Annotated in this window: 20 protein-coding genes and 2 rRNA genes (1 of these 22 running past the window's edge); 12 read left to right on the top strand and 10 right to left on the bottom strand. The window is 36.6% G+C overall.

What is annotated here, in order from left to right; genetic code table 11:
* Together AC1RNE_RS06285 and rrf are read left to right on the top strand one after the other, a co-directional pair.
* Nucleotides 1-1002, top strand: a 23S ribosomal RNA gene (locus tag AC1RNE_RS06285) (it extends 1825 nt beyond the left edge of the window).
* Between the two features lie 105 nt (nucleotides 1003-1107).
* A 5S ribosomal RNA gene (rrf, locus tag AC1RNE_RS06280) occupies nucleotides 1108-1219 on the top strand.
* 602 nt (nucleotides 1220-1821) lie between these two features.
* On the opposite strand, the gene AC1RNE_RS06275 is transcribed toward rrf, so the two are convergent.
* Nucleotides 1822-3159: an MFS transporter gene (locus tag AC1RNE_RS06275; protein WP_492800172.1), complete on the bottom strand. Its 1338-nt coding sequence runs from the start codon at nucleotides 3157-3159 to the stop codon at nucleotides 1822-1824.
* Between the two features lie 212 nt (nucleotides 3160-3371).
* On the opposite strand from AC1RNE_RS06275, the gene AC1RNE_RS06270 reads away from it, so the two are divergent.
* Entirely contained in the window at nucleotides 3372-4757 is a 1386-nt protein-coding gene (locus AC1RNE_RS06270; RefSeq protein ID WP_492800171.1) for a BamA/TamA family outer membrane protein, read from the top strand.
* Between the two features lie 270 nt (nucleotides 4758-5027).
* Here the strand turns inward: AC1RNE_RS06270 and AC1RNE_RS06265 are convergent, their stop codons facing one another.
* Complete coding sequence (locus AC1RNE_RS06265) at nucleotides 5028-5468, bottom strand: LytR/AlgR family response regulator transcription factor (RefSeq protein ID WP_492800170.1); 441 nt, start codon at nucleotides 5466-5468, stop codon at nucleotides 5028-5030.
* A 117-nt stretch (nucleotides 5469-5585) separates the two neighbouring features.
* On the bottom strand, nucleotides 5586-6257 hold the full coding sequence (locus tag AC1RNE_RS06260) for a response regulator (protein WP_492800169.1): 672 nt from the start codon (nucleotides 6255-6257) through the stop codon (nucleotides 5586-5588).
* A gap of 203 nt (nucleotides 6258-6460) precedes the next feature.
* On the opposite strand from AC1RNE_RS06260, the gene AC1RNE_RS06255 reads away from it, so the two are divergent.
* Nucleotides 6461-7033 (top strand): hypothetical protein, encoded by a 573-nt coding sequence (locus AC1RNE_RS06255; RefSeq protein WP_492800168.1) that lies wholly within the window; start codon nucleotides 6461-6463, stop codon nucleotides 7031-7033.
* Nucleotides 7034-7104: 71 nt separating this feature from the next.
* On the opposite strand, the gene AC1RNE_RS06250 is transcribed toward AC1RNE_RS06255, so the two are convergent.
* Nucleotides 7105-8169, bottom strand: a complete 1065-nt coding sequence (locus AC1RNE_RS06250; RefSeq protein ID WP_492800167.1) for a branched-chain amino acid aminotransferase — start codon at nucleotides 8167-8169, stop codon at nucleotides 7105-7107.
* Between the two features lie 252 nt (nucleotides 8170-8421).
* Entirely contained in the window at nucleotides 8422-8976 is a 555-nt protein-coding gene (locus AC1RNE_RS06245) for a cob(I)yrinic acid a,c-diamide adenosyltransferase (RefSeq protein ID WP_492800166.1), read from the bottom strand.
* A gap of 238 nt (nucleotides 8977-9214) precedes the next feature.
* Between AC1RNE_RS06245 and AC1RNE_RS06240 the strand changes: the two genes are divergently transcribed.
* Together AC1RNE_RS06240 and AC1RNE_RS06235 are read left to right on the top strand one after the other, a co-directional pair.
* Nucleotides 9215-9730 carry a DUF1648 domain-containing protein gene (locus AC1RNE_RS06240; protein WP_492800165.1) on the top strand — a complete coding sequence of 172 codons (516 nt, stop codon included), beginning with the start codon at nucleotides 9215-9217 and terminating at the stop codon, nucleotides 9728-9730.
* 3 nt (nucleotides 9731-9733) lie between these two features.
* On the top strand, nucleotides 9734-10966 hold the full coding sequence (locus AC1RNE_RS06235) for an S-adenosylmethionine:tRNA ribosyltransferase-isomerase (RefSeq protein WP_492800164.1): 1233 nt from the start codon (nucleotides 9734-9736) through the stop codon (nucleotides 10964-10966).
* Nucleotides 10967-11029: 63 nt separating this feature from the next.
* Here AC1RNE_RS06235 and AC1RNE_RS06230 read toward each other — a convergent pair whose 3' ends face one another.
* Nucleotides 11030-12217: an acetyltransferase domain-containing protein gene (locus tag AC1RNE_RS06230; protein ID WP_492800163.1), complete on the bottom strand. Its 1188-nt coding sequence runs from the start codon at nucleotides 12215-12217 to the stop codon at nucleotides 11030-11032.
* Nucleotides 12218-12362: 145 nt separating this feature from the next.
* Here AC1RNE_RS06230 and AC1RNE_RS06225 point away from each other — a divergent pair, with 145 nt between their 5' ends.
* The gene (locus AC1RNE_RS06225) at nucleotides 12363-12806 is read left to right on the top strand and encodes an Lrp/AsnC family transcriptional regulator (RefSeq protein ID WP_492800162.1); all 444 of its coding nucleotides are present in this window, start codon (nucleotides 12363-12365) and stop codon (nucleotides 12804-12806) included.
* A gap of 2 nt (nucleotides 12807-12808) precedes the next feature.
* Here AC1RNE_RS06225 and AC1RNE_RS06220 read toward each other — a convergent pair whose 3' ends face one another.
* Entirely contained in the window at nucleotides 12809-14083 is a 1275-nt protein-coding gene (locus tag AC1RNE_RS06220) for a replication-associated recombination protein A (protein WP_492800161.1), read from the bottom strand.
* Between the two features lie 119 nt (nucleotides 14084-14202).
* Between AC1RNE_RS06220 and AC1RNE_RS06215 the strand changes: the two genes are divergently transcribed.
* Complete coding sequence (locus tag AC1RNE_RS06215; protein ID WP_492800160.1) at nucleotides 14203-15345, top strand: DEAD/DEAH box helicase; 1143 nt, start codon at nucleotides 14203-14205, stop codon at nucleotides 15343-15345.
* A 354-nt stretch (nucleotides 15346-15699) separates the two neighbouring features.
* On the opposite strand, the gene AC1RNE_RS06210 is transcribed toward AC1RNE_RS06215, so the two are convergent.
* Nucleotides 15700-16467, bottom strand: coding sequence for a biotin--[acetyl-CoA-carboxylase] ligase (locus AC1RNE_RS06210; RefSeq protein WP_492800159.1), 768 nt, complete (start codon nucleotides 16465-16467; stop codon nucleotides 15700-15702).
* Nucleotides 16468-16581: 114 nt separating this feature from the next.
* On the opposite strand from AC1RNE_RS06210, the gene rsfS reads away from it, so the two are divergent.
* The 4 genes from rsfS to AC1RNE_RS06190 all read left to right on the top strand — a co-directional run bounded on the left by rsfS (nucleotide 16582) and on the right by AC1RNE_RS06190 (nucleotide 20723).
* Nucleotides 16582-16968 carry a ribosome silencing factor gene (gene rsfS / locus AC1RNE_RS06205; protein ID WP_492800158.1) on the top strand — a complete coding sequence of 129 codons (387 nt, stop codon included), beginning with the start codon at nucleotides 16582-16584 and terminating at the stop codon, nucleotides 16966-16968.
* A gap of 186 nt (nucleotides 16969-17154) precedes the next feature.
* The gene (gene ftsH / locus AC1RNE_RS06200) at nucleotides 17155-19206 is read left to right on the top strand and encodes an ATP-dependent zinc metalloprotease FtsH (RefSeq protein WP_492800157.1); all 2052 of its coding nucleotides are present in this window, start codon (nucleotides 17155-17157) and stop codon (nucleotides 19204-19206) included.
* A 156-nt stretch (nucleotides 19207-19362) separates the two neighbouring features.
* Nucleotides 19363-20154, top strand: a complete 792-nt coding sequence (locus tag AC1RNE_RS06195; protein WP_492800156.1) for a UDP-2,3-diacylglucosamine diphosphatase — start codon at nucleotides 19363-19365, stop codon at nucleotides 20152-20154.
* On the top strand, nucleotides 20151-20723 hold the full coding sequence (locus tag AC1RNE_RS06190; RefSeq protein ID WP_492800155.1) for a glycoside hydrolase family 32 C-terminal domain-containing protein: 573 nt from the start codon (nucleotides 20151-20153) through the stop codon (nucleotides 20721-20723). Before AC1RNE_RS06195 ends, AC1RNE_RS06190 begins: the two co-directional genes overlap by 4 nt.
* Before the next feature lie 2 nt (nucleotides 20724-20725).
* Here the strand turns inward: AC1RNE_RS06190 and AC1RNE_RS06185 are convergent, their stop codons facing one another.
* On the bottom strand, nucleotides 20726-21439 hold the full coding sequence (locus tag AC1RNE_RS06185; RefSeq protein ID WP_492800154.1) for a thiamine diphosphokinase: 714 nt from the start codon (nucleotides 21437-21439) through the stop codon (nucleotides 20726-20728).
* 100 nt (nucleotides 21440-21539) lie between these two features.
* Entirely contained in the window at nucleotides 21540-23213 is a 1674-nt protein-coding gene (locus tag AC1RNE_RS06180) for a sodium/sugar symporter (RefSeq protein ID WP_492800153.1), read from the bottom strand.
* Nucleotides 23214-23566: the final 353 nt, after the last annotated feature.

Here is a 23566-nt window from a genome sequence, read left to right as displayed (position 1 = left end):
AAGCGACGCATTGAATCGAAGCCCCAGTAAACGGCGGCCGTAACTATAACGGTCCTAAGGTAGCGAAATTCCTTGTCGGGTAAGTTCCGACCTGCACGAATGGTGTAACGATCTGGACACTGTCTCAGCCGTGAGCTCGGTGAAATTGTAGTAACGGTGAAGATGCCGTTTACCCGCAACGGGACGGAAAGACCCCATGAACCTTTACTATAGCTTAGCATTGAGTTCTGGTACTGGATGTGTAGGATAGGTGGGAGACTGTGAAATTGTGTCGCTAGGCATGATGGAGTCAACGTTGAAATACCACCCTTCTTGTACTGGAATTCTAACCTAAATAGGGACATTGCTTGGTGGGTAGTTTGACTGGGGTGGTCGCCTCCAAAAGAGTAACGGAGGCTTTCAAAGGTACCCTCAGCACGCTTGGTAACCGTGCGTAGAGTGCAATAGCAAAAGGGTGCTTGACTGTGAGACATACAAGTCGATCAGGTACGAAAGTAGGATATAGTGATCCGGTGGTTTAGTATGGAACAGCCATCGCTCAAAGGATAAAAGGTACTCTGGGGATAACAGGCTGATCTCCCCCAAGAGCTCACATCGACGGGGAGGTTTGGCACCTCGATGTCGGCTCGTCACATCCTGGGGCTGGAGAAGGTCCCAAGGGTTCGGCTGTTCGCCGATTAAAGTGGCACGCGAGCTGGGTTCAGAACGTCGTGAGACAGTTCGGTCCCTATCTGTTGTGGGCGTAGGATTATTGACAGGTTCTGACTTTAGTACGAGAGGACCGAGTTGGACTGACCGCTGGTGTATCAGTTGTTCTGCCAAGAGCATAGCTGAGTAGCTACGTCGGGACCAGATAAGCGCTGAAAGCATCTAAGTGCGAAACTGACCTGAAGATGAGTAATCCATATAAGGGCGGTCGTAGATGACGACCTTGATAGGTTGCAGATGTAAAGGTAGAAATACCAAAGTCGAGCAATACTAATTACCCAACAGCTTTATTAATACAACCGTATGATATATAATCTTTATAGTTCTTACTCTTCAACATCTTTCACAATATTATATGAATTACTCATAAAGAAATAGAGCTTAATAGCTCAAAGAATTTATGGGGTTGATAGGACTGGTGTTCACCTCTTCCCATCTCGAACAGAGAAGTTAAGCCCAGTTCCGTTGATGATACTGCAATCACATGCGGGAAAGTAAATAAACCCCAAAAATATTAGAAAAGAGCTACCAGAAATGGTGGCTCTTCTTGTTTTGGAGAACTACAGGATAGGCAGGACTTGAAGATTAAAGGATTAAAAGACTATAAGACACAAGATAAAAGACACAAGACTAGGTAAGTACATGTAGGGGCATATTGCATATGCCCTTTTGAGAGAACAAATAGTAAAGCCATTTCTTAAACAAGTAAGATGTGGCTTTACTATTTCTATTAGCGGGCGACTTAAGTCCTATCGATTACCCAAAAGTATATAAATAGCTGATAATCAAGGTATTTATTTCTAGCGAGGGACTTAAGTCCCTCGCTAGAAATAAATGTTTCAAGTAGTCAGGCTGTGACATGAGGAGACCAAAGCTCAGTTTGAAAGGCGATTTAAGCCCATTTTAACCCATTTTATCAATAATTATATCTTCATTTCAACTTTTTTAAAAGATGTGGGCAATCAGTAGGACTTAAGTCACCCGCTAATAAGAAGGTTTCGTAAAAAAGACTTAAAAACTGTAAGATCATAACAATCCTACAGTCTTTAAGTCTTATAATCCTAAAGTCATACATCCTAAAATCCTTTAGTCATCCAGTCCTAAAGTCCTCTTTCAATGCCCACCACCGCTCGTTGGTATTTCCAATCCTTCTTTTATCTTCTCAGATTTCATCAACATGGTAGCTCCACAGGCTAATAATAGAAAAATACCTGCAAAAGTGATAGCCTTACCTGCATCGTTATTTAAAAAGTGTTCTAATATATAGCCAAAAGTAAGGTTCTGGATAATCATAGGTATCACAATCATCATGTTGATAATACCCATATATACGCCATAACGTTCTTTGGGAATCTCTGAAATTACCATTAAATACGGTATACCCATCATACTTGCCCATGCTATACCAAAGCCCGTCATGGGAGCGAACAATAAATATTTGTTTTCAATAGATGGAAAGATAAGCAAGCCTAACCCTGCCATTAATAAACAGATTGTATGTACAGTCTTGGGTGTGTATTTTTTCGCAATGCCTACCAGTGCAAATGCCGACAAAAAGGTAACGATATTATACCATCCATTTACTAAGCCCGTCCAACCCACAGCTTCTTGGTACAACTGTTTGTCATGCTCAGGAGTAGTATGCCAAACCGATAGGGCAATGCTTTTAGAAGCATTCTGCCAATAGCAAAATAACGCATACCATTGAAACAAATATACTAAAGCCAATTGCCACATTATTTTTGGCATATCCTTAATAGCCTCTGCAATTTCAATAAAAGGAGAAAAAATACCTCTGTTACTTTGCTTGATATGCTCCAATTCTTCAAGAGTAGGCGGAATTTCAGGCGTTTTAGCCATAGACCAAAGAACAGAACTTATCGAACAAACAGAACCCAGAAAGAATGAACCAAATACCCAATATGGAATACTACCATGTTCGCCAGTAATGAATTTTTGAAAAATAAATAAGGAAACATTCGCCAAGGTAATGCCGAGACCAGTGAAAAAACTTTGAGATAAAAACCCTGTAGCCTGCTGGTCAGCAGGTAATTTATCAGCAATAAATGCCCTATAAGGTTCCATTGCTGTATTATTTCCTGCATCAAGTATCCATAGCAGCCCTGCGGCCATCCATAATGAACTACTAAAGGGATAAATAAACAAGGCAATGCTACATAATAAAGCCCCTATTAAAAAATAGGGCTTACGCCTTCCCCAACGTGGATGCCACGTTTTATCACTCATTGCTCCAATAATTGGTTGGATTAAAAGACCCGTCATGGGGCCAGCTAAATTGAGAAGGGGTATTTCATCGGGACTAGCTCCTAGAAAATCATAAATGGGATTGATAGCACTTTGCTGCAAACCAAAACTGTATTGAATGCCAAAAAAACCTACATTCATGTTAATGATTTGAGAAAATGATAACCTTGGTTTGGTAATGTTCATAAATTATGATTGATAAAAATGGTCAATATTACTTGCAATAATACTAATTAATTTAGAATAATTTATATTTAATCAGGTTGGCTATGGTTAATTATTTCCACCCATAAGTGGATACAATATTATTTAATTTAGCAATGAGAACATCGATATGTTACTACTGGTATGAAGATTGCTTGAAGTATGTTATTGGGATAATTGCTTAACTTTGATATATGCTACTTTTTACTTTCCTTTTTTCTTTATTTAGTACTTCTTTTAAGCCCATCCAACCAGATTCTTTTGTGGTGGTAAATGAAATTGTTCTTAATGGGCATCATAAAACAAAGGAGAGTATCATTCTTCGCGAATTGGACTTTAAAATAGGCGATACGTTATTCATCAATGATGTCAATAAGCGTTTAGAAATAAACAGGCGAAAAATTGTTAATACTAACCTGTTTGTTTCGGTTGACATTCATCATCAGCTTACTGAAAACGGACAGCTGAACATTCAGATTCATCTACAAGAACAATGGTTTTTGTTAGGGTATCCTGTTTTTCTATTGGCTGATAGGAATTTTTCGGAATGGTGGGATAGGGGGCATGATTTCAATCGAACTATTTATGGGATAGATTTAATCCATAGTAATTTTAGAGGACGCGCTGAAAGACTTTCGCTGCATCTTGAAAATGGGTTTACACAACGGATAGATGTTGGGTATAAAATTCCATACATCAACAAAGCTCAAAAAACAGGGATGGGCTTTAGTATATCTTATATGACAAATAATAACGTAGCATTTAGGAGCCTGAATGATACATTGTTTTATCATAGAAGTAAAAACGAGACTATGCGCGAACGCTTTTCTACCGCTGTTTTCTTAAAGAAACGTTTTGCCTTTTACGATAACCATACTTTTGAATTGCGTTTCAATAATATCTCTATCAACGATACGATTAGGAAACTGAATCCAAATTATTTTGCTAACCATGGTACACTCCAACGTTACCTTCAGTTTACTTATTATTTTAATTATGATTTCAGAGATAACGTTGCTTATCCATTAAGAGGAAAACGCTATGAGCTATTTATCAATAAATTGGGAATTTCGCCAAACGATGACATCAATCAATTAGAAATCACTGGAAATTATTCCTATTACAAACCGCTATCGACTAAGTGGTATCTGGGGATTAATATTGAAGCAAAAATATCCTTTCCCAATCGTCAACCCTTTTACAACACCCGTGGCTTAGGCTATGGCAGTCACCTTGTAAGAGGATATGAATTGTATGTAGTAGATGGAGGTAAGTATTTTTATGGAAGGAATACACTGAGATACGAGCTTTTTAACAAAAAAATCAATTTGAAATTCCTTAAAATGAAGCAGTTTAATAAAATTCCTATTGGTGTATATCCAACTCTTTTTGGGGACTATGGATATGTTGAAAATCGCTTTACAGATGAAAATAAAAGTAAGTTAGCAAATAAGATGTTGTATAGTTATGGCTGTGGACTGGATTTAGTAACCTACTACAATCTGGTAATACGCTTTAATTATGCCATCAATAGCTTTAATAAAGGACACTTTGTATTTAATATAGGACGGGAGTTTTAGGAAAAAACTGTTAAGTACTAATTTTTTCTATTAGCTGGTGACTTAAGTCACCAGCTAATAGAAAAGGCTTTGTTAAAAAGATCAACAAAATCAGAACTTAATAGATTTTGGGAAGGCTATAAAAGACAAAAGGAGACGTTAAAAACATCCCCCTGTGCAAATTAATAGTTCTACACCTATTATCTTTAATATTTTTGAAGATTAGGAATTAAAAACGTGGGGCAACAAAGTTCACCCCCGTTTCATAAATACCTAACCACTAATTTCTTTTTAATTGATGCGAGAATACCCAAAATGTTTTCTCACTCTATCAATAAACTCTTTCTTTTTTCTTCTCGAAATAGATATTTTACTACCATCCCTTAATTGTACAAACATTTCTTCTTTAATGTCAAATTGAGAAACGCAGTTCAGGTTGATTGTAAAAGACTTATGAATCCTCACAAACATTTCGGCATCTAATTTAGGCAAAAAAACTTTCATTGTACGAGAAACTAGCAATTTTTTTCCATCAGTGAAGTAAAACATGGTATAATTGCCGATTGCTTCTAAATGACTAATGTCTTTCCAAGCTACAATAATGTTCTTTTTACAAGAAATCGATAAAATAATGTTCGATTCATTACTAAGAATATTCTCTCTTTTAAAGTTTAAATCACGACTTATGTTATTGATTAAGTATGTATTGTTTGTTAATGATGGACTTGCCATGATAGTTATTTAGTTAAGGTTATTCCATAAATTTAATTCTATAGCATGGTTGGTTTCTTGATTACAAAGTTGGGGACTAATTTATCTATTGTCAATCACATGATAGGATGATATTGATTATACAATTCTTTCATGGATAGCTTTCGCAACGGCCTCGGTTTGCGAATGTACATGTAGCTTATCATAGATTTTTTTGATGTGCGACCGCACAGTGTCTATGCTAATACTACATTTATCGGCAATCATTTTATAACTATTGCCTTTTACTAAAAGATTTAATATTTCGCCTTCTCGTTCTGTTAATTTATAGTCGTTGTTTTCTGTAATTTTTTGTTGAGCAGGCAACATCTGCAAAATTTTACGGGCAATACTCGAAGTCATGGGTGCACCGCCATTATTTGCATCCTGAATTGCTTCAAGCAGTTTAATAGGAGGCGTCCTTTTTAATAAGTAACCCACTGCCCCTGAACAGATTGCCTCAAAAATATTTTCATTATCTTCAAACACCGTAAACATGATTACATTTACTTGTGGTGCCAATTGTTTGATTACTTTGAGCCCCTTTAAGCCATTTGCAATGGGCATATCAATATCCATTAATACCACATCTGGCCTTAAATCAATAATTTGTCTGGCTACTTGCTCACAGTTTACAAAGGCGCCGATAAGTTCAAAACCAATTGATCCTCTGAGCAATACAGAAAGGCTTTCTCTTAAATCAGGGTTATCTTCATAAATTACGATTTTAATGGATGCTTGGTTCATTGGTTGAGGAAAATTTAGAGACATGATGTTGAAGCTAATAGTTTTGAATAAATGCTTGATTAAGAAGGATACTGTTTTGCTACTAAATTTATTGTAAACTTACAAAATATATTTATCAGGTGGTATCACATGATTGGGTGAGGAAACTTATATCATCAATCAGAATGTGGTAGCTACTCAGAAAGTTTTTGTATTTTTGTATTTAAAAATCTTAATACATACAATTCGTGAAAAAATATAATCTTTACTTCCTTTTATTATTTATACTATTGATTGCTTGTCAAGATAAAAAAGAAAGTACCCAAACCGAAACAAGCAGTCCTGAAAGTAGTTCGGCTGGCTCATCTGCTTTAGAAAATTATAGCTCAATTTTTCAAGCAATTCTTAAAACCGATGCTGGTATGGCACGCGGTGTAAAAATTGGTGATAACATTGATACAATTAATGAAACAACTTTGCCTTCTGAAACGCCAGCAGAAAACGGGAAGAGTTTTACGGAGTATTTTGATGATACAGATTTAAACTTTGCTGATATTTTGTATGTAAGGAGTGCACAAAATAAAGTAGAAGCTATTACGATTGATGTGTACATCGAGCGACAAACAGCCGTAGATAGCCTAATGACGGAGTTTAAAGGTTATTTCGATACTAAATATGGTAAGGGGACTAGTACAGAGAAAGCTACGACTTGGCAATTGGCTGATGGCAAAAATAGTTTATTACTTCAAAATGTAAGTACTGAAAAAGACCCAGGCTTAAAGATAATCTTTGCTAATAAAGAAAATAAGCTTTTACAGTAAGTTACTGTATCATAAAAATAGCCTTTAGATATTATCTAAAGGCTATTTTTATTTATAAACAATCATGAAAACTATATTTTCATTACCCATCCACGTGTATCATCTTTTTTACCTAAACGAATATCATTGATTTCCTCAAATACTCTTTTAGAGAATGCGTCGTCTTTGCGTTCTGGTAATTGGTAATCAACACCTTCGTAGCCAATCGTTGCGATAGGGGCAATTACAGCGGCTGTACCAGCACCAAATGCTTCAGTTACTTTACCTGACTGAATACCTTCTACTAATTCTTTTACCGAAAGTTGTCTTTCTTGAATTTCCATTCCCCATTCCTTCGCTACTTGTAAAATTGATTTACGCGTAATACCGTCAAGAATTGTATCGCCAGTCGGAGCCGTTACTAAAGCACCATCTATTACAAACAAAAGGTTCATCGTTCCTGCTTCTTCCACAAAAGTATGCGTAGCGGCATCAGTCCAGATAATTTGGTCATAACCAGCATCCATCGCTAATTTAGTTGGATACAACGACCCACCATAATTACCTGCATTCTTAGAAAAACCAACACCACCATGAGCAGCACGAATAAATTGTGTTTCAACACGTACACGTAGAGGCTTGGTATAATAAGAACCTACTGGACAGTTGAAAATAATAAACTTGTATGTTTTTGATGGACTAACACCAACGTATTCATCCGTAGAGAACATAAAAGGACGAATGTACATCGAACAACCCTCTTTCGCAGGAATCCAGTCGGCATCCAAGCGTAAAAGTTGTGAAAGACCTTCCATAAAAATATCCTCTGGAATTTCAGGAATACACATACGGACAGCAGATTTATTGAGACGTTTCCAGTTCTCTTCTGGACGAAAGACCAGTATTTCACCCGCTGCATTTTTGTAGGCTTTCATGCCTTCAAAAATCGCTTGTCCGTAATGAAGAGACATCATCGCTGGAGAATAAGAGATAGGGCCATAAGGCACAATTTGTGGCGTTTGCCATTCTCCATCTTTAAAGTCGACCACCAACATGTGGTCGGCAAAAGAACGCCCAAAAACAAGGTTGTCAAAATCAACCGCATCAATCCTAGATTTTTCAATCTGATGGATATCAATCTGCAAGGTATCTGTCATATATATATACTATTTGTTATTCTAATATTCAAAGTCACGAATCTAGAGTTTAAAGTCAAAAGTTTAAGGTCTAAAGTCAAGAAAGAGTCTAGTGTCCTTAAGTCCAACGTATAAAATCTAGTATCTTAAATTCCTAATTCCTATAGTCTAGTGTCTTAAGTCTAACGTCTAAAATCTCACCTCTAGTGTCTTAAAGTCCTAATTCCTCCAGTACTAAAGTCTATAATCCTAAAGTCCCCTAATCCTAAAGTCTCAAGAAGAAACCCTCGGTTTCCAAGCTACTTCCTCTATCCCAAGCTCCTTTGCCATCATCCTGCATAATACAAAAATATAATCAGACAGTCTGTTTAAATACCTGATGACTAAATCGTTTACCTCTGATTCCTCTGAAAGTCTAAGCACAATTCTTTCCGCTCGTCGGCAAACTGTTCTGGCCAAATGCCCAAACGAAACAGATTGATGTCCTCCCGGTAAAATAAAATATCGCATGGATTCTAAATCATTATCCATTTTGTCCATTTCATTTTCTAGTAGCTCGATGTCACTTTCTAATAAATCAGGCAAACGCTTTTTGGTTTGTTCAGGCTCAGAAGCCAGAATTGAACCAATCGTGAATAATCTATCTTGAATTTCCTTTAAAATATTTTTACGCTTTTCATTTACCGCTTGATCACGCACTAAACCAATGTATGAATTTAGTTCATCCACTGTGCCATAAGCTTCAATCCGCAACTCGGTTTTTGATACTCTTGTGCCACCAACCAAAGAAGTAGTCCCTTTATCGCCAGTTTTGGTATAAATTTTCATAATGTTACTCATATTCAAGGCTTTCTAGCCCTTGAAATCGTTCATTTTACAAAGCTAATTTTTTTTAAGAAGTTTTACTCATTAATCCTTAAAAAAATAATTGTCATGACAAGTATTTTTTAGGTTAAAAAGGACAAGTTTAGTCTAAAGAACGATTTTTATTCTTGATTAATCATCCATTTCATTAGAAATCCTGCCTTTTCTAGCGTAATTTTGCACCCTGAAACAACAAATATCAATGAGTATAGAATTTTTCATTTCCAGAACTTGGCGTTACTTATCAATTTTAGCCTTCATCCTTGTCTTATTATTTACCTACCGTGGCTTGCCCGACACCACTGCCGTGCATTTTGGACCAAGTGGGAGAGGAGATGGCTTTTTACCAAAAAACGAAGTTTTCTACCTTTTTGGAACAGTCATGTTCGTTTTCAATATATTATCAATTTTGTTAGCCAATAGCGTAAAACGTGTTCCTGTAACAGCCTTTGCTTGGATTCCCAACAAAGTATGGTTAAAAGAAGGCGAACAATTAAAAGCTGCAATCGTAAACTGGCTAAATTTTTTGCCTGCCATTGTGAATACTTTTTTATTGCTTATTCTCAGAGCATTATTGATTTTAAATGATGAACGAACTTATCAAACAGATTATTCTTATTTATTAGTATTAGGCATTGCTTTGATAATCGCTTGGCTATTTTATTTGCCTATCAAATTGTTGTTTACCAGCCCAATAATTGCTGTAGAAGAAGATTAATTGATGGATATTCAAGATTTAAAGCTTGCTGATTATACATATGATTTGCCAGACGAGAGAATTGCCAAATTCCCTTTAGAAAAGCGTGATGAATCTAAATTACAAGTATATCAGCAAGGTAATATTACCCATACCGTTTTCAAGAAAATCAACGAGTATTTACCCCAAAATACTCTATTAGTTTTTAACAATACTAAAGTAATACCTGCCAGAATCCATTTCCAGAAATCAACTGGGGCTGTCATTCAGATTTTTTTATTGCACCCTATTGCTCCCACATCAGTCATTAATTTAGCGATGGAAGCCAACGATGAATGTGTGTGGGAATGCATGATTGGCAATAGGAAACGTTGGAAGAAAGAAGACGTTTTAGAGAAAATATTAAACATTGCAGGAGAAGATATCGAAGTAAAAGCCGAGTTGTACGATTTTGAAAACAACCAAGTGAAATTATCTTGGCGAGTAATGTCAGAAGATAGTACTATCCCCAAGCCAAAGTTTGTCGATATTATCCAAGCCTTGGGCGAAATACCATTGCCACCCTACCTAAACCGCGAAGCCGAAGCAGCAGACTACGAAACCTATCAAACTGTTTATAGCGAGAAAAAAGGAGCTGTAGCCGCACCTACTGCAGGCTTGCATTTTACTGACGAGGTACTACAAAATCTTTCAGCACAGGGTATCAAAGAGGAATTTATTACACTTCATGTAGGTGCTGGTACGTTTCAACCTATCAAAGTTGAAAACATCGTAGAACACCGTATGCACAATGAGCAAATTGTGTTTACAAAAAAGAATATTGAAGTCTTATTAGAAAATATTGGCAATACTATTCCTGTAGGAACGACATCAATGCGTGCTTTAGAGAGTTTGTATTGGTATGGCGTAAAACTGAGTAGTGATATTGCAAGCGATTTTTTTATTGAAAAATTATATCCTTATCAGCACGTTGTCGACGATTTGCCGAGTATAGCATCGTCTTTGAAAACGATTTTATCGAAAATGGAAGCTTCTGGCGAAACTGAAATTACGGGCGAAACCGAAATTTTTATTTTCCCAGGCTACCAGTTCAGAATCTGTAATGGTATCATTACCAACTACCATCAGCCCGAAAGTACCCTGATTCTACTCATAGCAGCCTTAATTGGGGAAGACTGGAGAAAGGTATATCAACAAGCCATGATAAACGATTATCGTTTTTTGAGCTATGGAGATTCATCTTTGTTATTGCCGTAAACCTTTTATTTCTATTAGGGGGTGACTTAAGTCACCCCCTAATAGAAATAAAAGGTTTAGACTCTACACATAACTCAACCACCAATAACCCTGATGATTTTGCTTGTAAGCCCCATACCAACGACAAATCGGGTAAGTAGACACTACTATAACAATCCATAATAAATATACAAAGCTCAGACTAAAACCGTAACCCTGCAAACGAGGCGACATATAAACCCACGTGTCTAAAACCATGGCATCAGCACCAAAGCCTGTCATGCTAGCTGCCATCATGGCTAAAGTATGGATGACATAAATATGCAAGATGTAATAAAACATCGATACCTTACCATAGACTAATACTTTGTTCCAGAATGCCCCTTTAGCATTTTCAAGATATGCTAAAAGTAAAAGTGCAGGCCCAATTGTTAATAAGATGTACAATAACGAAGGTGGATATTTGCTTACGTTAATAAATGAAAGTGCGAGATTAATACCGTTCGCATGAGTATCCCAGAGGCGAGTATCTCCGTATAAATTTGTACTACGGATGATAACAAATAAGGCTATACTAAGCCATCCGTATTTTAACAATATTTTTCTACGCGCTTCAGGATTAAATTTTGAGGTATAAAGAACACCAAAGGCATATCCTAATGCCATTACACCGACCCACGGAATAATTGGGTAGCCAATATAAATAACGTGGTCGGGAATCCAATGAAACATTTTTTGTTGATGCAAAATAGCCCAAATAAATGCCTGAAAGCCCTCTTCTTGCACAGTAATGCCATCTAAAAGATTATGCCCAAAAATCATGAGTAAGCTCCCTCCAATAATCCAAGGCATGGGTAAATAAACAATAGCCGAAAGTAAAACCATGCTTAACCCTATGGCACCAATTACCTGAAAAGAAATAATCCCAAAATGTGGATTAAAGAACCAAGCAATGTTCATTACGGTTAATTCTAAGATAATCAACCAAATACCCCTTTTTAGTAAATAGGCCGATAGTTCGCTAATGCCTTTTTTCTGACCGACTTGGTAAGCTGATGTGCCTGCCAAAAAAATAAAAATTGGTGCACAGTAATGCGTAATGATACGGGTTAAAAACAGGAAGGGATTGGTTTTGCTTAAATCTGTAGGGTCGAATAAATATGCATCAGCGTGAAAAAAATCACGGACGTGGTCTAAAGTCATAATAATAATGACGATACCTCTTAATAAATCTATCGACTCAATTCTCCGATTTTGTTGTATAGTTTCCATCTTTATTGTGAAAAATAAAATTATCTTTTGGAATTTTGTTGAAACAAAGATACCTTGCTGATATAAGATAAACGCTTTATAAACCATTGAACTTGATGGTAATAACCTTTGATTCAATGTTTATTTTGCTTAAATACCTTCGATTATGGATTTGGATAAATTGTACTGGAATATTCTGGCTTTATTGCAGGAAAATGCCCGTTATACCTTTGCCGAAATAGGCAGAAAAGTAGGACTTTCGGCACCAGCCGTGGCTGAGCGTGTTCAGAAACTAGAAGAAATAGGCGTCATCAAACGTTTTGGTGTTGACCTAGACTTTGGAAAGTTGGGTTATTCCCTAAAGGCAAGTATTTTGTTTAAAGCGCACAATGGCAAAATGCAATCTTTTTTAGCACACATCAGCCAAATGCCCGAAGTGTATCAATGCGATAGAATCACGGGTGAATATTGTTTGGTGATGAAAGTAATCGTAAAACACCCCAACGATTTAGAAAACATCATTAATAAATTCTCTGAATATGGCGAACCTACTACTTCTGTCATATTATCGAGTCCTGTTGAATACAAAGTGGTAAAACAGGGTTCTTGACATCAATAACCGTATTCGTCGCCCCAATCTTGGCGGAGTTTCTGTTTGATTTTCTCCTCAGCAGGATTTTGTTGAGGGTCAAAGAATTTTGTGCTTTTAACTTCCTCAGGCATAAACTGTTGTTTCACAAAATTGCCTTCATAACCGTGGGCATACTTATAGTTTTTGCCATAGTCTAATTGTTTCATCAATTTGGTTGGGGCATTTCTAAGGTGTAGCGGTACGGGCAAATTACCAGTTTCACGCACCGTTGCCAAGGCTTGGTCTATTGCCAAGTAAGAAGAATTACTTTTGGCAGAAGTCGCCAAATAAATAACCGTTTGCGAAAGTATAATACGAGATTCGGGCATACCTACGGCACGTATTGTCTGGAAACAAGTATTAGCCATCAACAACGCATTCGGATTCGCCAAACCTATGTCTTCAGAAGCCAAAATCATCATTCGTCTTGCTATAAACTCTATGTCTTCGCCACCCTCAAGCATCCTTGCCAACCAATACACGGCAGCGTTTGGGTCAGAGCCACGAATAGATTTAATAAAGGCCGAGATAATATCATAATGTTGTTCGCCGTCTTTGTCATAGAGGGCTATATTTTGCTGTAGTTTCTCAACCACCATTTCGTTGGTAATTTCCAGTCCTTCGCCTTCAGGAATAAAATTGCAGACCAACTCTAAAATGTTGTACAACTTTCGCCCGTCGCCCCCCGAAAACTGTAAAATAGCCTCGTATTCCTTTACTACAATACCTCGATTCTTCAAGAAAACATCTTTTTCCAAGGCCTGATTAATCATAAATATTAATTCGTCCTTCACCAAAGGCTTGAGTACATATACCTGACAACGAGAAAGCAAGGCTGAGATTACTTCAAAAGAAGGGTTTTCGGTAGTAGCACCAATCAACGTAATAATACCTTTTTCAACAGCGCCGAGGAGCGAATCTTGTTGAGATTTTGAAAAACGGTGGATTTCGTCGATAAACAATATAGGAGAGGGCGTATCAAAAAACTTTTGCTTTTTGGCCATTTCTATAGTTTCACGAATGTCTTTTACTCCCGCACTAATGGCAGACAATACATGAAACGGACGTTTCAGGGTCTGAGCCACAATACTTGCCAAGGTAGTTTTGCCAACGCCTGGAGGACCCCACAAAATAAAAGAGGGAATCCTGCCAGATTCTACGGCACGGCGTAAAACGGCTTTTTCTCCTACTAAATGTTGTTGTCCCACGTAATCATCAAGCGTTTGTGGACGCATTCGTTCGGCTAATGGTTGCATAATAGTATTGTTAATTCTTATAGCAAATATACATTCATTTCAAGACGCTAAGGCTAATCCAAAGCTTTGTGCCAAAGAAATATTATCTTTGTAAAATATTTTCATCCTAAAATAATTACATGACTTTCGCATCACTTGGTTTATCAGCATCTCTTTTAAAGGGAATAGACGAAAAAAATTATACCGAACCTTTCCCAATTCAAGAACAGGCTATTCCCGCAATTTTAGCAGGAAAAGATATCCAAGGAATTGCCCAAACGGGTTCTGGAAAAACTGCGAGTTTTGTATTACCTATTTTAGAGATGTTTCAGCGCAAGAGTCCAACTAGAAATTTACACCTAAAAGTATTGATTCTGGTACCTACGCGCGAACTCGCTATTCAGATTAAGGAAGTCATCGATTCATTTTCTTTACACTTAATTAATCCTGTAAAAAGCATTGCTGTTTTTGGAGGTGTACCGCTCAATCAACAGATGGTGACGCTTAAAAATACAGAAATTTTAGTAGCTACCCCAGGCAGGTTATTAGACTTGGTTTCGACGCAATCAATCAACCTTGCCAAGATAGAAATTTTGGTATTAGATGAAGCCGACAAAATGTTGGATTTAGGGTTTAAGGAAGAAGCCAACAACATTTTTAAGTTATTACCCAAAAAACGCCAGAACATTTTGTTTTCGGCAACATTAGATACTGATTTAGAGATTATCAAGGAGAGCCTTTTGAGCGAACCTGTAAAAATAGAGATTGAACCCGAAGTACAGAACCTTGACCAAATCAAGCAAATTGCTTACTTAGTTAGCCCCGAAAGAAAAGGACCTTTACTAAGATACCTTATCAAAACCCAAGCCATGCCGCAAGTATTGGTATTTGTCTCGGCAGTAAGGACGGCGGATAATTTGGTAGATAAACTAAAGAAAAATGGCATCAATGCCTTGGCGATTCACAGTAAAAAAACACAAGGTGCCAGAACCGAAGCATTGAGGAGTTTTAAAGCTGGAAAAACTACGGTATTAGTGGCTACAGATTTGGCTTCACGTGGGATAGATATTGAGTTTTTGCCTTTTGTGATTAATTATGAATTGCCACGTTCGCCAAAGGATTATGTTCACAGAATTGGTAGGACGGGACGCGCTACGGCCTCAGGAGACGCCATTTCGCTGATTTGTCCTGAAGACCAGCACCATTTTCATATCATCCAGAAAAAGATGAAAAGAAAGGTAGAAACAGTAGATTCTGCTGATTATGACCTGGGTAAATTTTAAGTGAAAATTCAAAGAATCAAGCATTTTATTACCTCTATAAACAAGCACAAAATGCTGTTTTAAGGGTGTTATAAGATACTTGATTATCAGCTTTTTGAGGAAATCTTAGGAAAAACTACCAAATAAAAATAATTTGCTATGGTATATGGTTATTTCAAGATTTTAATTATATTTGATAAATAATTCCCAAAACTAACCACACATTAACCCCTTAAAATGTCATGAATCTAAGATCGATGCTTCGAATTTTGTTTATTAGTTCACTGGTAGTTTTCTTAGGATACATTTTTTTGAAAAGTTTTGATTCATTTGCACATCATGTAGTAGCCTTTAAAAAATATTAAAGGCTTTTTATTAAATCACAAATGCTACTTCTTGGAAACCATAATATTCGACTAGCCCGTCGGACTCAATACCCAATTGCCCACTTTCGTCGATACCAATTATTTTCCCCAGAAATAATTGCCCGTTCTTTCTAAAATGATGAAATTCATCTATTCTGAAAAGATTAGATAGGTACCTTTCTTTCAATACTTCATAATCTCCGTTTTTTACGGCCAAATAATTTTTCTCAATACAAGCTAATAATTCAGAAAGTAGGTCGGATAAATCATATTTTAGCGGATTCGTCGTTACATTCCTGAGTGAGGTAGCATTGGGTACTGGAAACTGGGCTTGATTGATGTTTAAACCTATTCCAATCACAGAAAAACCAATCTGATAACCTTGCAGGGTGTTCTCAATAAGAATGCCACCCATTTTTTGATTTTGAAAATAAATATCGTTCGACCACTTTACTTTTAGGTCGTCGTCGATATATTCGGATAGGCAGTCTAAAACCCCCAACGAAACCGCCACATTGAGTTTGAACTGTTCGCTGGCTTTTAAAAAATTGGGTTTTAGGATTAATGAAAATGTTAAATTTTCGCCCACAGAGGCTTCCCAAACGTTGCCTCTTTGTCCGCGACCAGCCGTTTGGTTATCGGTAATTATGACCATTCCCTCAAAAACGTTATTACCCGACTGAATTATTTCAGCCGCTATGTCGTTAGTAGAGTGACAGACTGGCAGGTATTTAATTGTTTTGCCAGTAAATAATGTATTGGGTTGAATTTTGTACAAGGTTATTTTGTAATTTTAAAGTTCAAATTATTTTTTGTGTTATTGAGTGATGAAGTTATGAGATTTATCTCTAAACATTGTGACAAACACTTGTGAATTTACAAACAACAAAGCATGGCAGAAGTTAAATTAAAAAAAGAAATTAGTTCACAAGAACTTAGCCAATTGGTGGTGAAAGGGATGCAGGAAAGAAAGGCAACCAATATTGTAGTGATGGATTTAAGAAAAGTAAAAAATGCTTTCACTGATTTTTTTGTCGTTTGTTCTGGTAATTCTGATACGCAAATCGATGCTATCTCAGAATCTGTTGATAAAGAAGTATGGGAGGCAACTCGTAATCATCCCAAAAGTATGGAAGGCAAAGCCAACCGTGAATGGATATTGGTAGACTATTATGATGTAATAGTACACATCTTTAAAAAAGATAAACGAGAGTTTTATAAACTAGAAGAATTGTGGGGTGATGCTGAATTTACTTATATTGACGACGATGCCGTTTAAAGTAATAACATTCCTTTCATAAATTTATCATACCACTTTTCATGAAAAACATAAGTTCGAAACAAAGTTACCAGACCTTGTGTTCTCAATATAGATAACCAAAGTTTACAATTTATCTCAAATTATGTAAAACCAATTACTTTTTAGAATAAATTGGATACTGTTTAAAAGTTAATTAAAGAAAAAATGGCAGAAAATAATAGTGAGAATAATAAACCTCAAGGCTTTCCGAAGCGTCGCCCAAATGCTTCTGGCAATGGTTTTCAAGGATGGTTGGTTATAGGATTGATAGTTGCTTTAATCAGTATTTACTTTTTGAGTAAAACAAAAGTTCTAAAACCTATTCAGCAAACCGAGTACGAACAAATGGTGCTCAATCAGGAAATTGCTAAATTATCCATTATCAAAGGAAAAGATATTGTTGAGATTACCCTCAAACCAGAGGCACTTCCTAAATATAAAAACGAATTAAGTGACCAACCAAATGCTGTGGTTAATCAGAATGCGGGGCCTCAATTCGAAAAAGAGATTACTTCTATCAATTCTTTTGAAACAGAACTGAATGAATTGCAGAAAGATATTCCTCGTGATAAGAGAGTGCATGCCACTACGGAAGAACATTATGGAATTTTTGAATTCTTGATGGGCCCAGGTTTCTTTATCGTGATGTTTATCGCTATTTACTTCATGTTCTTTAGAATGGGTGGTGCAGGCGGACCAGGAGGACAAATCTTTAACATTGGTCGTTCTAGAGCTACCTTGTTTGATGGCGAAGCTAAAGTAAAGATTACCTTCAACGATGTAGCTGGTTTGGATGAAGCCAAAGAAGAGATTCAAGAGATTGTAGAGTTTTTGAAGTTCCCTAAAAAATTCACCGACTTAGGTGGTAAAATTCCAAAAGGAGCTTTATTAGTAGGCCCTCCGGGAACAGGTAAAACCTTGTTAGCAAAAGCTGTTGCTGGCGAAGCAGGCGTACCTTTCTTCTCGTTGTCTGGTTCAGACTTTGTTGAAATGTTTGTTGGTGTGGGTGCGGCACGTGTAAGAGATTTGTTCAAACAAGCGAAAGAAAAAGCACCATGTATCATCTTTATTGATGAGATTGATGCTGTAGGACGTTCTCGTGGTCGTGGTGCGATGCCAGGCTCAAACGATGAGCGTGAAAATACATTGAACTCATTATTGGTTGAAATGGATGGTTTTGCTACTGACTCTGGTATTATTATCATGGCAGCAACAAACCGCCCTGATGTATTAGACTCAGCTTTATTACGTCCAGGACGTTTCGACCGTCAGATTTCAATTGATAAGCCAGATATTATCGGAAGAGAAGCTATTTTTAAAGTACACTTAAAACCTTTGAAATTAGCGGCTGATATTGACCCTAAAGAATTGTCTGCTCAGACTCCTGGTTTTGCAGGTGCTGAAATCGCCAATGTTTGTAACGAAGCGGCTTTAATAGCGGCACGTCGTAGCAAAACTGCGGTTGATATGAAAGATTTCCAAGAGGCGATGGACAGAGTAATTGGTGGTTTAGAGAAAAAGAACAAATTGATTTCTCCTGAAGAAAAGAAAATTGTTGCTTATCACGAAGCTGGTCATGCCATTGCTGGATGGTTCTTAGAACATGCCAATCCATTGGTAAAAGTAACGATTGTACCACGTGGTGTAGCTGCTTTAGGTTATGCACAGTATCTGCCTAAAGAGCAGTTCTTGTACAGAACAGAACAATTAATCGATGAAATGTGTGTTACCTTGGGTGGTCGTGTAGCTGAAGACATTGTTTTTGGTAAAATATCAACAGGTGCACAAAACGATTTAGAGCGTATTACCAAATTGGCCTATAGTATGGTAACCATTTATGGTATGAACGATAAGCTTGGTAATGTTTCATTCTACGACTCGAAAGGCTCGGAATATAATTTTAACAAACCGTATTCTGAACAAACAGCCCGCGAAATAGATGAAGAAGCACGTAAGATTATTCAACAAGCTTACGAAAGAACAAAAGCCTTATTGACTGAAAAACAAGATAAGTTAGAAATTTTAGCGCAAGAATTATTAGTAAAAGAAGTGCTTTTCCAAAATGATTTAGAGCGTTTGGTAGGACCAAGACCTTTTGAGCAATTAACAGCCTATCAGGAGTTTACAAGAAACGAAGATAGAAAAGCAGCAGATTTGGAAGCAAAAGAAGCCGAAAAAGCTATTGCAAAAGAAAGTGAAGAACCTGCTGAAAAGTAATAGACGGTTTTAACCTCAACCCTAAGCCCCCTTTCTTGATAGAGAGGAGGCTTTTTTTTGCTGTTTTGTCTTATTAGGACGCAACAAGCTTTTAGTTGATGGGTCTCTTACCTCACACTTAGATTTGTTGTATATTTGTCTTTTAAATATGTTTCAATGACTACTATTAATTTACAAGCCGACAAGAAAATATACTTTGCCTCTGATTTTCATTTAGGATATCCCGACCATCAAACTAGTTTGATTCGCGAACGAAGAATCATCGCTTGGCTCAATCAAATCCAGAAAGATGCACAAATAATTTTTTTGATGGGCGATTTATTCGATTTTTGGTTTGAATATAAAAATGTGATACCCAAAGGTTTTGCTAGGTTTCAGGGTAAATTAGCAGAACTGTCGGATGCGGGTATTGAAATAATCATTTTTAAGGGTAATCACGATCTTTGGATTTTCGATTATTTTGAAGAAGAAATGGGTATTAAGGTATTGAGAGAACCTACTGAATATGTTATTAACCAAGGCAGTAATAGTACTTCTTTTTACCTAGTGCATGGAGATGGTTATGGCCCAGGAGATTATGGCTATAAAAAGCTGAAACGTGTTTTTGAAAGCAAGCTTAGTCAATGGGCATTTGGCTGGGTACATCCACAATTGGGTATGAAACTAGCTATGGCGTGGTCTGCTTCTAAAAAAGATGAAGAAAGGCTCAAGCGAGAATTACAGTTTAGAGGTGAGGGAGAATGGCTGTGGTCTTATGCCAAAGAAGTAGAAAAACAAAAACATCATGATTTTTATATCTTTGGACATCGCCATTTGTTATTAGATTTAAAAGTAGGTGAAAATAGCCGTTATATTAATTTAGGAGAATGGTGTTATGATAAACCAGAAAGTAATCATTATGCCATATTCGACGGGATTAATTTTAGTGTAAAACAATTTCAGGGATGAAAATAATAGCGATACTCTTATTATTTATTAATTGTACAGTGTTAGGGCAAAACGTTGCTTTTGATACCTTAATTCCGAAAAATACCTACCGATATTTCGAAAAGAAAAACTTTGTAGTAGCTAAGGAAATAGCCCTCAATGGCGCTGATCTTTTTTCTAAGAATAATTACCTGATAGAGGCCGAATTGATTTGTAAATCAGCTAAGAATTTTGGTTTTAAGGTAGCCCAATGGAGAGACAAGGTTCATCCTAAAAAAGTACTTGAAGAGTTGACACTTGGCTATAATGCACATCATAAAGAAATATACATCGACAGAACAAAGTCGTCGATACCTGCTAAGAAAGATTTAGTAGCTCCTTATCACCTTGTGAATAAAAAGATAAAAATGCAGATAATTGTCAAGAACAATTATGTTCGTTTTTATGCCAATAATAATGAAGTAATGTTGGCAGATTCTATCGCCCCAAGTCCTGATGCACTAATATTTTCAATTTTTACCAAGCGAAAAAAAGTATTTGTTGAATCTTTGAAAATTTGGGACTTAGAGGATTTCCCCACTAAAAAATAAACTTAGTCATTGCATTCCATCATTAATAAATCACCAGATTCATAGGTAATCTTCACCAAACCGTCTTCTTTTACCTCATTACTACTACCCGTACGATAACCGATAGTCAGGCTTTCGGCTGATAATTCATACTTTAGGTTGTGTGTAGTAATGCCCGATACTTCACCCACAGGAATCAAGGAAATATTGGTTTTGGCTGGATACCATTTTTCGTAACTATTGGGTAGTACAAAAATCTTTGAGTAATCGTCAATCACTACTATTTTTAATTGTTCCCTAAACCGTACAATGTTTGTAACATTGGTGATGGTATGGTCTGCTCGTCTACCTGTAGCCCAAACAACATTGACGGCAGGAAATCCTTTCTCCACTAAATAATCAAAGGCTTTTTCCAAGTCGGTTTTATCTTGGTCTGGAGTATGAACAATCTCGATGGGGTACTGGTCTTCTCTGATTTTCTCTAAATTAATGGCTCTTTTAAGATTTTGTTCGTCTAGCAGAGAGATGTCAGAAGTGTTTCTGAGAATATCAAAATCGCCTAAGAGAACATCTACCTTAATGCCCAATTCTAGCACACGATTGATGGCAGAATCGAGGACAATCACTAAGGGTGACCATTCTAATAGCTGTCCCAATAATTCAAAATTACAGGCTTCGCCATTGGCAATGATAAGAGCAGGCTCTTGTTGTTCTCTGATAACGTGATGTGATGACATACTATAAGTAAGAGTTATGAGTGATGAATTGTGAATTTAAAGTGTTTTATAACGATATTTTATTCATAATTCATCACTCATAATTCACAACTTTTACTTACTACCAGAAAGTAGCATAAAGTACCACTAAGATAGTAACGATAGCAGCAGCACCAATGGCAAAACCTTTTGTCGTTTTGAACATAGTAGCATCTATTGCCAAAGCTTTAGGGTTTTCTTTAGTAGTTGGGTCTAATAGACCTGAAACAACCATAACGATAACACATATAACAAAAGTAATGGCCATACGGTCAAGGAATGGAATAATGTGTTTGCCTTCGCCATCTAAGAAAGAAGTATAAATTGGTGTTTGATAAAGACCAGTCCAATCTGGGAATTCTTTTAATACCAATGAGATAACCACCGAGCCGATTGTTGCAATCATAGCACCAGCAGAGTTAGCACGTTTCCAGAAGAAACCTAACAAGAATACTGCGAAGATACCCGGAGAAACATAACCAGTCATTTCTTGAATGAAGTCGAAGCCACCTTTTTTATCAATACCTAAGAAAGGAGAGATGAAAATAGCAAGAATCATGGCAACAACAATCACGATTCTACCAGTTTTTACTAGTTCTTTTTCAGTAGCATCTTTCTTGAAGAATTTCTGATAAATATCCAGTGTAAAGATAGTTGAGATAGAGTTTGCTTTACCAGCCAAAGAAGCCACAATAGCAGCCGTTAAAGCAGCAAAAGAAAGTCCTTTTAACCCAACAGGCAATAAATTCAATAATACTGGGTATGCGTGGTCTGGGTTTACAGTACCGTCGGCACCCAACATTTCTTGTTGGAACAAGCCATTTTGGTATAATACATATGCTGCGATACCCGGAATAACTACGATAAGAGGCATTAATAATTTTAAGAAACCTGCAAATAAAAGTCCTTCACGAGCTACTGGAAGCGATGCACCCAAGGCACGTTGCGTAATGTATTGATTACAACCCCAGTAGTTTAAGTTTACAATCCACATACCACCAATCAATACTGCTAAGCCTGGTAGTGAAGTATAATTAGGGTTATCCTTTTTCAAAATCATGTGGAAATGGTCATCAGCACGGGTAAACATTTGTTTCATCCCTTCGATAGCACCCACTTCGCCAAATTGTTCTGATACCAACGTAAGCGCTAAATAAGTAGTACAAAGTCCGCCCAAGATTAAGAAAAACACTTGAATAACGTCTGTAAAACCGATAACTTTCATACCACCTAATGTAATAATTACAGCAAAAAATGCTAAGCCCCACATACACAGGGTGAAATCAATACCTGAAATAGTGGTGATAGCTAATGCTCCTAAGTACAAAATAGAGGTAAGGTTTACAACAACATATAGAATCAACCAGAAAACAGCCATAATGGTACTTACTGTTGAATTATAACGCTGTTTCAAGAATTGAGGCATCGTGAAAATCTTATTTTTCAAATAGATTGGCATAAAAAATACCGCCACAATTACGAGCGTCGCTGCTGCCATCCATTCGTAAGCAGAAATAGCTAAGCCCATTTTGAAACCATTACCAGCCATACCGATAAATTGTTCGGCTGAAATGTTTGAAGCAATCATCGATGCTCCGATAGCCCACCAAGTAAGTGAACCTTCGGCAAGGAAGAAGTCAGTAGATGATGCTTGTTTTGATTTTTTCTGTTGGTAAATCCAGTAGCCGTAACCTGCTACAACGATAAAATAAAAGAAGAATACTAAATAATCAATGGATTGCAGTCCTTTTTGCATTGGGTTTATTTATTTTTTAGGTTATATATTATTTTTCATTCCGAAAGATACTGCATTAATTCAAAATTAAATAGATTAAATACTATAAAATATATTATAAAAACTATATTATATTTAGCGACAATTTTATAATGTGTTGATTTTTAGAATGTTATATTGTATTTTAATCATGTCAAATTGACACATTTACCCTTATTTTTTTTCAATAAAGTACATAAATAATGCTATGCTTTTGGTTAAAAATAGTAAAGTCTGCAAAATTGGTGGATTATAAGCCCTGCTCTTTAAAAAATTTGGTTTGTATTATAAAAAACAAAATATCCTTTTGTGAAATATTACTTTTAAAGGTTTGA

The sequence above is a fragment of the Arcicella sp. GW822-FHT02H01 genome (genome assembly GCF_058802005.1).
This window is presented reverse-complemented; position numbering and strand designations above follow the sequence as displayed.

Bases quoted from the DNA above. Each gene is read 5' to 3' on its own strand.
- AC1RNE_RS06225 (WP_492800162.1), top strand. From the start codon at position 12,363: ATGGATTTGGATAAATTGTACTGGAATATTCTGGCTTTATTGCAGGAA.
- AC1RNE_RS06245 (WP_492800166.1), bottom strand. From the start codon at position 8,976: ATGAAAATTTATACCAAAACTGGCGATAAAGGGACTACTTCTTTGGTT.
- AC1RNE_RS06195 (WP_492800156.1), top strand. From the start codon at position 19,363: ATGACTACTATTAATTTACAAGCCGACAAGAAAATATACTTTGCCTCT.
- AC1RNE_RS06250 (WP_492800167.1), bottom strand. From the start codon at position 8,169: ATGACAGATACCTTGCAGATTGATATCCATCAGATTGAAAAATCTAGG.
- ftsH (WP_492800157.1), top strand. From the start codon at position 17,155: ATGGCAGAAAATAATAGTGAGAATAATAAACCTCAAGGCTTTCCGAAG.
- AC1RNE_RS06215 (WP_492800160.1), top strand. From the start codon at position 14,203: ATGACTTTCGCATCACTTGGTTTATCAGCATCTCTTTTAAAGGGAATA.
- AC1RNE_RS06230 (WP_492800163.1), bottom strand. From the start codon at position 12,217: ATGGAAACTATACAACAAAATCGGAGAATTGAGTCGATAGATTTATTA.
- AC1RNE_RS06275 (WP_492800172.1), bottom strand. From the start codon at position 3,159: ATGAACATTACCAAACCAAGGTTATCATTTTCTCAAATCATTAACATG.
- AC1RNE_RS06180 (WP_492800153.1), bottom strand. From the start codon at position 23,213: ATGCAAAAAGGACTGCAATCCATTGATTATTTAGTATTCTTCTTTTAT.
- AC1RNE_RS06235 (WP_492800164.1), top strand. From the start codon at position 9,734: ATGGATATTCAAGATTTAAAGCTTGCTGATTATACATATGATTTGCCA.
- AC1RNE_RS06220 (WP_492800161.1), bottom strand. From the start codon at position 14,083: ATGCAACCATTAGCCGAACGAATGCGTCCACAAACGCTTGATGATTAC.
- AC1RNE_RS06190 (WP_492800155.1), top strand. From the start codon at position 20,151: ATGAAAATAATAGCGATACTCTTATTATTTATTAATTGTACAGTGTTA.
- rsfS (WP_492800158.1), top strand. From the start codon at position 16,582: ATGGCAGAAGTTAAATTAAAAAAAGAAATTAGTTCACAAGAACTTAGC.
- AC1RNE_RS06260 (WP_492800169.1), bottom strand. From the start codon at position 6,257: ATGTCTCTAAATTTTCCTCAACCAATGAACCAAGCATCCATTAAAATC.
- AC1RNE_RS06185 (WP_492800154.1), bottom strand. From the start codon at position 21,439: ATGTCATCACATCACGTTATCAGAGAACAACAAGAGCCTGCTCTTATC.
- AC1RNE_RS06270 (WP_492800171.1), top strand. From the start codon at position 3,372: ATGCTACTTTTTACTTTCCTTTTTTCTTTATTTAGTACTTCTTTTAAG.
- AC1RNE_RS06265 (WP_492800170.1), bottom strand. From the start codon at position 5,468: ATGGCAAGTCCATCATTAACAAACAATACATACTTAATCAATAACATA.
- AC1RNE_RS06240 (WP_492800165.1), top strand. From the start codon at position 9,215: ATGAGTATAGAATTTTTCATTTCCAGAACTTGGCGTTACTTATCAATT.